The organism is Sebaldella sp. S0638 (assembly GCF_024158605.1).
GTDB lineage: Bacteria > Fusobacteriota > Fusobacteriia > Fusobacteriales > Leptotrichiaceae > Sebaldella.
Genome location: NZ_JAMZGM010000099.1, coordinates 1 through 10,717, shown reverse-complemented (window position 1 = coordinate 10,717; position 10,717 = coordinate 1). Strand labels below are relative to the sequence as shown.

Annotated in this window: 5 protein-coding genes; all 5 read left to right on the top strand. The window is 35.2% G+C overall.

Translation table 11 applies throughout. The annotated features are described in order from the left end of the window. Window positions 1-598: 598 nt before the first annotated feature. Window positions 599-2,158 (top strand): hypothetical protein, encoded by a 1,560-nt coding sequence (locus NK213_RS17505; protein ID WP_253351580.1) that lies wholly within the window; start codon window positions 599-601, stop codon window positions 2,156-2,158. A 2-nt stretch (window positions 2,159-2,160) separates the two neighbouring features. Beyond that, window positions 2,161-5,241, top strand: a complete 3,081-nt coding sequence (locus tag NK213_RS17500) for a hypothetical protein (protein WP_253351578.1) — start codon at window positions 2,161-2,163, stop codon at window positions 5,239-5,241. Continuing rightward, the gene (locus NK213_RS20705) at window positions 5,180-6,994 is read left to right on the top strand and encodes an autotransporter domain-containing protein (RefSeq protein ID WP_253351576.1); all 1,815 of its coding nucleotides are present in this window, start codon (window positions 5,180-5,182) and stop codon (window positions 6,992-6,994) included. Before NK213_RS17500 ends, NK213_RS20705 begins: the two co-directional genes overlap by 62 nt. 171 nt (window positions 6,995-7,165) lie before the next feature. After that, entirely contained in the window at window positions 7,166-7,801 is a 636-nt protein-coding gene (locus NK213_RS17490) for a hypothetical protein (protein ID WP_253351574.1), read from the top strand. Then, window positions 7,802-10,681 (top strand): hypothetical protein, encoded by a 2,880-nt coding sequence (locus NK213_RS17485; RefSeq protein WP_253351572.1) that lies wholly within the window; start codon window positions 7,802-7,804, stop codon window positions 10,679-10,681. The last annotated feature ends 36 nt before the right edge of the window (window positions 10,682-10,717 follow it).

The following is a 10,717-nucleotide window of genomic DNA, read 5'->3' as shown; positions in this document are numbered from 1 at the left end:
ATCTCCTAAAGAATATTTGAAAAAAATTTCATAATAGACAAGATAAATGTGTCCACATTATTGACATAAGTACAATCTTCGGAATAAAAACAGGTAAGGAACGGCTTATACAAAGTATAGTTTAGTATGTTGAAAATTTTAAATAGTGATATTAGACAAAAGTATTTTAAATAAAAAAAGCGAAATAATATGTGAGTTAAAAAAAATAATAATAAAAAATTACACTTAAAACAGATATTTTACTAACAAATAACACAAAAAGAAAAATAAATATTTGCTATAAGAATATTTATTTTAAAATTATTTAATATATTAAAAATATACATAAAAAGACTATAAAATTATAAAAAAATAATTGACTTAATAATAAAATGAAAGTATAATAAATTGTCAGTCCACTTACTAAATGATTATAAGAATTAATTATCAATTGTCTAAGAGTATTTTTTGTATATAAAAATGTATATCAAATAATTGAAAAGAAAATTGATTATTTTATTTTTAGAAATGAAAACTTTAAAGAATGCAAGAGCATTTTCCAAAGTAACAAGTTTCATAAAAGATAATGTAGGACAGAAACGGAAATGAAGGAGGAAAAATGAAAAAAGGGAGAGAGATTATAGCCTTTTCAATTGCGCTAAATGCGATGTTGTCAGTGTATGCTAACAGTCAGCCGAGTAAAATTCTAAATATGAATTCTGATAACATGTATAACAAAATGATAAGCAATCTTAACAGCGGAAAGTCAAATGACAGTAATTACAAAATGCTTGAGAGTATTTTGAAAAAAAGAAACAAGGAACTGAAAGATTTGTATCTTCAGGGAGACTATATAGTAAAGCCTGAATATTTGGAATGGCAGATATTTGCTACAGGTTTTTATTCAGAAAAAAGTAACGGCGATAACACTTACGGGAATGCAAAATATAGAGCCGGAACAGACGGTTATTATAATGAAAACGGTGAGTTTGTTTCAAGTGTTTCTGGAACAAAACCATATCAAAAGCCGCAAGAGCCAAAAGTAATAGATCTGGGGATGAGTATACCGTTAAGAGAAATAAGCAGACCGGAATTTAATATACAAATCAGTACAAGTGCAGAAAAACCAACGGTATCTTCTATGCAGGGAGAGATAACACTAGATTCGTTAAATACACCTGATTTGAATCTGATAACATTTGATCTGAATTCTCCGGTAATCAATCCGGTAAATGCACCATCAGTGAGTATTGTAATTCCGGCACTTGTAACTTATGGTAATGGGGCGGGTGATACCCTCTTAGGAGGAAACGTAAATATTAATGGAACTTACAGAATAAGTTCAGCTGCCGGGCTGGCAGGAACCAGTAATCCTACTAAAGATAACGCAATAATAGAGTACACTGATGCTGGTGGTTCTTTTTCATCAAGTTCCAGTTCAGAACTGATAGTAGATATGAGTCAAAGAAGAGCAGTTTCAATGGATTCAAATAAAGATATGACATTCACAAATAATGGTAAAGTCACACTTACAGCCGATGAAACAGCGGGTCTTGAAGTCCAAAGCAACTACGACATGAGTACCAGCAGCAGTGCCAGTGCTGATGATCCTGATATGACAATAATAAACAGCGGAACAATAGAAGGACAGGGGAATAAACAGGTAGCAATGGTTTTTACTCCGGAACAGGATGCTAACGGACTTAATGCCCTTGAAAACAAAGGTATTATAAGAATGAATGGTTCAGAGTCCACAGCTATAGCATTAAATGGTACAGCAGGACACAGTTGGAAGCTAAAAGCATTAAACAATGGGAATATAATATTATACGGAACAAAGAATTTTGGAATAGCACTTCCGAAGAACAGTAATACAATGACTGGTTCTTCAATGTTGAATGATATCAACGGTGTAATTACAATAAATGGAGCTGACTCAGGCGGAATAGCGGTACAGAGTAATATAGAAAGCGGAATACTGAATAAAGGAACTATAAATGTAAAATCTGCCAGTTCATTTGGATTATATTCTGAAATAGCCAATGAACAAAAAAATAACGGTACAATAAATTTATCAGGAAATGGTTCGATTGGATTAAGAAGTGCCGGTGGTTATCTGAGTAATGATGCTTCAGGAACAGCAGGGATTATTAATATTATAGGCGGACCAATAATATAGGTATGTATGCTTCTTCAGGAAGAGTGGTAAACAGAAGTGCGATAACCGCAAATGCCGGAAGCAATAGTACAGGAGCAGTATTGGACGGTTCATCTTCAATAGGGGAGAACAGCGGAACAATATCAATAAGCGGGACAGGATCAAGAGGAGCACTTGTTACTAATGGAGGATCATTTACAAATACAGGAAATGTAAAAGTTACAGGAGAAGACTCATATGGTCTGGTAGCTCAGGGAGGAACAATAACCGGAGGAGATGTAGATATAAATATTACAGGAGTAGCTTCTGTGGGGATATATGCAGGCGGTTCTTCAAGTACTGTAAGTATTAGTTCCGGTGATGTAAATATAAATAACGGCGGTATAAACTTTAATGCCGGGCAGAATGGTGTTTTAAATTTAAACGGGGCAAAATTTGTTACAGGAAATAAAAGTTTAGGTTTTTATACTACGGGTAATGGACAAATTTCAATAGTAAACATGGATGGTACGATTAAAGGCGGAACAAGCGCTTCAGACAGAGGGACAGCATTTTATGTATCAGGAAACGGAATAAGTTCCACAAACATAGCATCAGCTGCAGACATAGAAAATCTTCTTACAGCATCGGGAATAACAATAAACGGACTTAAATTAAATATGGAATCAGGCTCGAGATTATTTACACTGGGGAATGTTTCGTTAAATCTAAGTGCGGTAGAAGGAATAAATACAACAGGTTTTTCATCAATGACAGTAAACGGAAGTGATTATAAGACTATATTACTGCACAAAGGACTTTTGAATATTGATAAAGATGTAAATCTTGATGATACAAATTCTGATTATTCAAAAATAGAAACAGCAAACAGCAGTATGGTAAATAATAGTGTAATGTCAGGTTCCGGGAACGGAATCACAGCAATGGCTCAGGCAAATGCAAAAGATCTGCCGAAAAGCACTGTAACACTTCTGAATAATGGAACAATAAATTTAGCAGGGAATGAATCGATAGGAATTTATGCTGATTATGGAATAATTCAGAATAACGGAAATATAGAAACAAACGGTACAAATTCATATGGAATATACGGAGTGAACGGAACAGAAGTAACTACGTCAGCTGCAAGCACAATAAAGGCAGGAACTAACGGAGCAGGAATAGTTCTCCAAAGTTATGTAACTGATCCTGTAACAGGAGCAATAGTAAGCAGTAACTATGGAGACAGGACATTTAAACTGGATCATAACGGGAAAATTACAGTTACAGGAACAAAAGTATTTGGAATTTATGCGGATAATAATGATACAGCTGCCACTCCTGTGAAATCAAGCAGAGTTGTTAACCTGAATGCCGGATCTATAATAGATTTGAGCGGGACAACGGATAAGGGAACAGGGATTTATGCCAATGAATCAACTGTTAATACTACAGGAGACATAACAACAGGTTCTAACGGAGTCGGGATTTATGCTAAGGACAGTCAGCTGAATATTACAGGTGGTACAATAGATTTAGCAGGGGAGAATTCTACAGCTGTAGTATTAAATGGAACATCAGCTTTAAATGCAACAGCAGGAACTGTTAATGTAAAAGGGAATGATAATACAGTATTTGCAATAGGGGGAAATGCAACAACAACAGGACTTGAAAATATCCAGATAAATGTAGAACCGGGATTAAAGCTTACACTTGCTAATGTAAAAAATAATAATTTTTCATATAACGGAGTAATAAGCAATCTTGGTAAAGATTCTGTTCTTATATACGGAGATAACGCCGAAATAGGATTTGGAGCTAATGCAAAGATTACTTCAACATCTGAAAAAGTCACAGGGCTTGTTGCTACAGGGCAAAAAGCTGTAAATAAAGGGGAATTAACATTAACGGGGGAAAATTCAATAGGAATATATACAGATGGAGCAAATGCCGAAAATGAAAGTAAAATAACACTTGGAAGTAAGGGTATAGGAATATACAATAAAAACGGCACAGCCAACAATATATCCGGAGAAATAACAGCAGGAAACAACGGAGCAGGTATTTTTGGTACAGATTCTGTAAATATAAATAATAACGCGCTTATCAGCGGGACTGAAAATTCTGTAATAGGAATTTATTCCGAAGGAGATATTACAGGAACGTCAGTTGTAAATAATACAGCGGGAAAAATTGACCTTGCAGGGGAGAATTCAATAGGAATTTACGCAGCCGGGAGTTCTGTAAAAAGCATAGCAAACGGGGGAATAATAAATATAGGTGCTTCTTCTGATACGAGCAATCCAAGTATAGGGATATACAGTAATACAGCAGGAAATACTATTACAAATAATAGTAAAATATCTGTAGGTGAAAATTCACTGGCAATATACAATAATCAGGGAACTGTTAATGAAAAGGGAATACTTGAAATAGGAAACGGCGGAACAGGAATTTATACTGCCGGGGGAAATGTAAATATAGGAAGTACCTCAATTATTACAATAGGAAATAATGAAGCAGCAGCAGTATACGCAACTGATAATGCCAAAGTGGCAAATGACAGTTCATCCATAACAATAGCCGGCGGAAGTTTCGGATTTGTATTAAAATCTGGTTCGGGCCTTACAAATAATGCATCGGCAACATTAGGCGACAATGCAGTGTACGTTTATGGAGATAATGCAGGAACTGTAACAAGCTCCGGTGCAGCGGCAATAAATATTACTGGTTCAAATAATGCAGTATTTTATACTGTTAACGGCGGAGATATCAAGAATGAATCAGCAATAACAGCAGGAACTGAAACAACAGGAAATATAGCAATCTACAATAACGGCGGAAGTATAGAAAATAAAGGAAATATTACTGTAGGAAATTCAGAGCTTGTGTATAGCGGCGGTACAATAGATTATACAAACAGCAGATATTCAGTAGGTGTTTACGGGGAAAATTCACAGGTAGTAAACAGAGGGAATATTAATATAGGTCGAGATGCTGTGGGACTTTATGTAAAAGATAACACAACAGCTGCGAAAAACTACGGGTTAATAACTGCCGGAAGTGCATCTAATTCTAAAAAATGGAGCAATCGGGATATTCGCAGACGGCGGAGCAGGAATTGAGAACTATGGAGATATTACATTATACGGTGAAGGTGTAATAGGGATCGCAGGAAAAAATGCAGGAAATATAGTAAACTATGCGGTAATAACAGTAACAGGTGAAAATTCTACAGGTATATACGGTACATTAAATACTGTTGTTCAAAATAAAGGAACGATAAATGTTTCGGGTAACGGCGGAATTGGGATAATAGCACCTGAGGGGAAAATAATTAATGAAGGAACTATAAACTATACAAATGGTGCGGCAGCAGTAAAGCTTCAAGAGGGATACGCAATACCCGAGCTTATAAATGCCGGAATAATAAATGTAAACGGGCATTTCAGCAATGAGGGAATGGAAATTTCAATAAAGCCAAACCTTGATACACTTAGAAAATCTGATGATCCGGGAGTAGAATTTGTACTAAACAGCGGGAGTATATCTGCTGGAAGTATGGACATAACCAATACAGTAAGCATACTTTCAGATTTCTCTCAGGGGACAAATGCAAAAGTGTATAAAATGGAGGATGTATTCCTGACAAGCAATGGTTCTGTGACATCATCAACAGGGAAAATACCTGTAGTGAGTAAGTCACTTACATGGGAAGCAACACCAAAAGTAAATGATAATGGTAATATAGACATTTATATGCAGAAAATTGATTATCATAAATTTACTGACGGATTATGGTTTGATGATTTTGGTAAAGCATTAGATGAGAAATATGATGGAGCCACAGGAGACGGCGGGAAGATATTTGACAAGCTGGATATTCTGGAAAATGAAAGAGATTTCAGACACGTAATGGGAAGTCTTGCAGGTAATGTATATTCGAATATTAATCAAAGAGAAGATGATATAGCAAAGGCTTTTGAAAATTCACTGAGTCTTCTTCAGGGTTCAAAGAATAATACTAAAGAAAATGTAAAAGTAAATATAATAGCAGGAAGAGGAAGAAACACCGAGAACACAGACGGAGTCACAGGATATGACTATGCTACAACAGGAGTTCTGGCTTTGAGAGAAGTAGAAAGAACTTATAAACATACATTTGGATACTCAATGGGATATTTACACACAGGATTCGAATTTAAGGACGGAAATCAGAGTGAGGAATGGGTAGATACGATTCAGCTGGGGGTTCATAATAAGTATACTTCTGACAACTGGAAAGTAATAAATAATCTTACAGGAAGAGTCGGTTTTCATAATATAGACAGAAACATAGACTGGCCTTCGCCGACAGGAAGATCAGAAATGAACGGAACTTATGAAACATATTCAATAACTTCGGATAATATACTTGGAAAAGAGATTGCATTAGGTAAAAAAGCAAGTATCACACCATATGGAGCATTCAGGGCAATGTATGTAACAAGACCGGACTTTAGCGAAAAAGGACTTGAAGCGCTGGAAGTAGAAGGAAATGATGCATGGAGTGCAAAACCGAGAGCAGGAGTGGAGCTAAAAGGAGCAGCACTTCTTGGATCAAATTCGGGATGGCAGCTGAAAGGGTCATTAGATGTAGCTTATGAGTATGAACTTGCAGATTTGAATGAAAGAGAAAAAGCAAGACTTGTTTCAGTAGAGGATAATTATCATAAGTTATCAAAACCGGAAGATGAAAAAGGTACATTTAGAACAAGAGCAACAGTAGGAGTGGAAGTAGAAGACAGATATGGTATATTTGTCAGCGGTGAATACGGAATCGGTGATAATGACCAGGATGATTACAGAGTAGGAGTTACTTTAAAAGCAGTATTTTAATTTTATATATTTTAATTATGAAAGGCGGAGCATTTTTGTTTCGTCTTTTTTCTACAGATATAGTTAAATTCTTTGAAACCATAGTTTTAGATGAACTTTATCGTTGTTTGACATCTTGTAATGAAAATAGTATAATTTGATAAAGATTTTATTTTGAAATGGAGAATAATTATGAAGAATAAAGAAAAGTTATTACTTCTTTTAGGGCTGAATGTAGTAGGAGCGACAGCAGCTGCAGCAGATAACATAAATGTTAATTATGACAGATTATACAATAAAATGACAAAAAACCTTCAAACAGAAAAAGCTAATGAAAAGTCATATAAATTTATTGAACGAATACTCAATCAAAAAAATAGAGAACTAAAAGATTTATACTTACAAGGTGATTACATAATAAAGCCGGAATATCTGGAGTGGCAGATTTTCTTCAGTGGTTTTTATGCTAAAACAGACAGAAAGGGAGAGAGTAATTTCAAACCTTATAAGTCACAGCAGGAAGTAAAGGAAATAGAGCTGGGAATAAACATTCCTGTGAATAATATAAATGTAAAGGATATCAACCTTAATATAAACAAGGTTCAGAATCCTAAAGAAGTTACTATTCATTCCAATGTAGAAATACCAGCAGAGCCAAATGTGGAATTAAAGGATATAGCGGATTTTAATTTTAATAATCCTGATGTTTCAATTCCGACATTATTTTCACCGCCTCTGCTTGATAAAGTTTCTACAGGTTTTAACCAATATGAAACAATAGGGTTTAACAACAGGGATAATGTAGTTATTGGAAACTCAGATTTATAAGTGAATGGAGATAAAGCAACAATAGCTATAACAGGAACAGGTTACGGACTAAGAGTAGCTGATGCAAGCTTTAACTGGTACGGGCATAATGACAGCAGTACAAATACAGGGACTGTAAATATAGGTGCATACTCTTCAAATGTAGGTTATTTTCATGCATTTTTAAATGCATTAGCCGGTTCATATACTCTTGAAGGAAACTGGGATTTCAGAAACGAAACTACAAATGCTTTTGTAAATAATGCTTCAAATAATACTGTAAGATTCGTAAGTGTTAATCATGCGTATCATGCTCTAAATCAGACAACAGTTTTTAGAATTGATCCTGATAGTATAATCAATCTTTATGGTCGTTCTGACGGACATATGACAGTGGGAGTGGAATTCCAGTTTTATCAGGCTCTTCCTGCACAGGCAATTAATGAAGGGACGATAAATCTACAGTCTGGGACAAGCCTTTTCGGGATGACAGCAATGATTGAAAGAGACGGTTCTTCAAGCGGAAAACGTCCGCTTTATGAATCTAGTCTGGAAAACAGAGGTAAAATTGTAATTAACAGTAATGAAAGTATAGGAATAGATTTTGCCAAATACAGATTTGAGAATCAAAAAGAATTAACAATATATGTTGGTTTGGGAAATATTGAAGTAAACGGTGAAAAAAATTACGGAGCACGTGTTCCTCAGATATGGGACGAAGTGGCGAACGGGAAAAATTACTTTAAGGAAACTGTTATTGACGGGGCAGGAGGAACTATAGACGTAAATGGTAAAGAAAACGTAGGAATATCTTTATCAAAGCAAATAACAGGCTCTTCCACAGTAGCCTCATATAACGGGCTAAATGTATCAGACAGTACAGATATAATAGGAAATATCAGAAATTTAAATATAAAAGTAAACGGAGAAAAAACTGTAGGAATTTTGAGAAATTCAAATTTTTCGAATCTGAGTCCGGAAACAATAACTTTTAATAACTCGAATTTAAGTACCCTGACATTTGGGAATGATGCCAAAGACAGTATTTTAATAAGAACAGATAAATATGGCGTGGTGTTGGAAAAGGATCTCAGTGTTGATAATGAAAATGCAGTGAATTCTTCTGAAAATAATATTATATTACTGGCAAATGATGTAAACGGTTTAGGGTCAAAGCGTACATTTATAGAAAATAAAGCAACACTAAATGTAGGAGAAAATCTGAAAAAGACAACAGGTTTAATGGCTGTAAACGGAGGATATCTGGTAAATTCAGGAGACATTAATATAGAATCAGATGAATCCAATGGTCTGGTAATACTGGGGAATTCCAGCGGTTATAATGAAGGGAATATAAAACTTACAGGTGATGGTTCACTAGGAGTTTATAATCTCGGGGATTTTGTAATGGATTCGGGAGATATCACACTTACAGGAAAACAATCAGTAGGATTTTACTCTTCATCAGCTGTAGGTACAGCAAGTATAAAAGATTCGAAGATTGATCTTCAAGGCAGCGGAGTAAATATGTTTCTTACAGACGGTGCAGCAGTAAATATGGAAAATGTTGAACTGGGTGTAGGCAGCGGAGGATTACTGACATATACATATGCAAATAAAACTACAAAGGTTTCATCAGGACATATTAATATCACAGGAAGTTCCGAGGCAAGAATAGGAAGTGACGGGACAGCATTTTATCTGAGAGGAAACCTTGAGGATATTACGACGTTTATTAATAACGTATTTACAGGAACAGGGAAGCTGGATTTATATATGGACAGCCCTGATGCAAGACTGTTTATACTGGATAGCCCGGATAATCCGATTAATCTCAGCTCGGTTACAGATACAGGAGTTTCTTCATATGTACCTGGAAATAAAGTAAATATAATAGGTACAGGATATAAGCCGTATTCTATTTTGAAGGGAAAACTGACTATTGATCAGAATGCTGATCTTGACGATTCTTCTGATCCATATACAAGGCTTGAATTTTTCTCTTCAAAAGTAACAGTTAATCATGGAGTAGGAATCAGCGGGGATAATGCCAGCCAGTCTGGAATAGCACAGAAAAATTATTCGGGAACTACAGGCAGAAATGAAATAGAGCTTATAAATAACGGAGATATAACACTGGGAGGAACAAAATCAATAGGAATAATAGCAGATTACGGTGTTATTGAAAATAACGGGAATATAACAATGTCAGGCGATGAAGCAGTAGGGTTATACGGGTCTAATGGTACACTGATAAAAAATACAGGCTCAATTTATACAGGCAGTAACGGAATAGGGATATATGCAAGTAATAATCTTTCAGCATCGTCAGCTCTATATGGAAATAAAGAAATTGAAATTATAAATGACGGAACAGTTAAAGTCGGAGGAACAGGAAACGGAGTAGGGATTTTTGCAAATAATGCAGAAAATAAAATATCTACTGTAACATTAGGTTCAAATTCCAAAATTGATGTAAGTACTGGAAAATCGAATATAGGAGTCTTTGCTAAAAACAGTTCTGTGACAGCAGAAGGCGAAGTAAGTATCGGAGATAAGGGTATAGGAATATATCTGAACGAAAGTACCGCGGGCATAAACAACCTTGTAACAAATATAACAGGTAATAATGCAATAGGCTATCATATAACTCCGGGTTCGACGGTAACCGGAAAAGATAATGTCTTATTTAATTATATTTCTTCAGTACCTGTGGGAACTTATATTAATTATGGAAATTTCAGCGTAAATGCTGCTGTGGATTCTACCTACATAGGGGCAAACCTTGAAAACGGAGCTTTTTATAACAATGCAGCCCATGTACTTACAGAAGGCAGCAGACTTGTTCTGGGGGAAAATTCGGGAGTGTGCAAGAAAGTCTGTAAATTAAATCTGATATAATAAAAGATTTGTTTTTCATATATTGATTTATCTATT

Coding starts and splice junctions, on each gene's coding strand:
- NK213_RS17505 (WP_253351580.1), top strand. CDS start 599: ATGAAAAAAGGGAGAGAGATTATAGCCTTTTCAATTGCGCTAAATGCG.
- NK213_RS17500 (WP_253351578.1), top strand. CDS start 2,161: ATGTATGCTTCTTCAGGAAGAGTGGTAAACAGAAGTGCGATAACCGCA.
- NK213_RS17490 (WP_253351574.1), top strand. CDS start 7,166: ATGAAGAATAAAGAAAAGTTATTACTTCTTTTAGGGCTGAATGTAGTA.